The sequence below is a fragment of the Mesorhizobium sp. M2E.F.Ca.ET.209.01.1.1 genome, from assembly GCF_004010375.2.
Classification (GTDB): domain Bacteria; phylum Pseudomonadota; class Alphaproteobacteria; order Rhizobiales; family Rhizobiaceae; genus Mesorhizobium.
Genome location: NZ_SADP02000374.1, coordinates 1 through 378, shown reverse-complemented (window position 1 = coordinate 378; position 378 = coordinate 1). Strand labels below are relative to the sequence as shown.

General features: G+C 63.2%; 1 protein-coding gene. It reads right to left on the bottom strand.

The features are described from left to right. The coding region (locus EN852_RS36055; protein ID WP_246694514.1) for an FAD-binding oxidoreductase at positions 1–377 on the bottom strand (377 nt) is incomplete at its 3' end. Between the last annotated feature and the right edge of the window lies 1 nt (position 378).

Below are 378 nucleotides of genomic sequence, written 5' to 3'. Positions count from 1 at the left end.
AGCCCAACGCCGCCGCTGAGCAGCACCACTGGACGGCTGCTCGCCTTGTCGAGAACGAACTCGCCGCGCGGCCCGTCGGCCTGAAGGACGTCACCGACGTCGATCCGGTCATGCAGGAAGCATGAGCTTATCCCATCAGGCAGGCCAGGCGCGGATGCTGCTTCCCGCTTCACGCTGATCCGGTAGCGACCCTTGCTGGCCGGAGAACAGGAGACGCTATAGTTGCGCAGCACATATCCCTTTTCGCCTGCCGCGTGCGGTACGGGTATCTTGAACACCAGGAACTGGCCCGGCTCGAAATCGCGCCAGTCCAGTGGATTGACCGGCTCCATGTGGAACGACGTGATGATGGCGCTTTCGCGCACCTTCGCAACCACC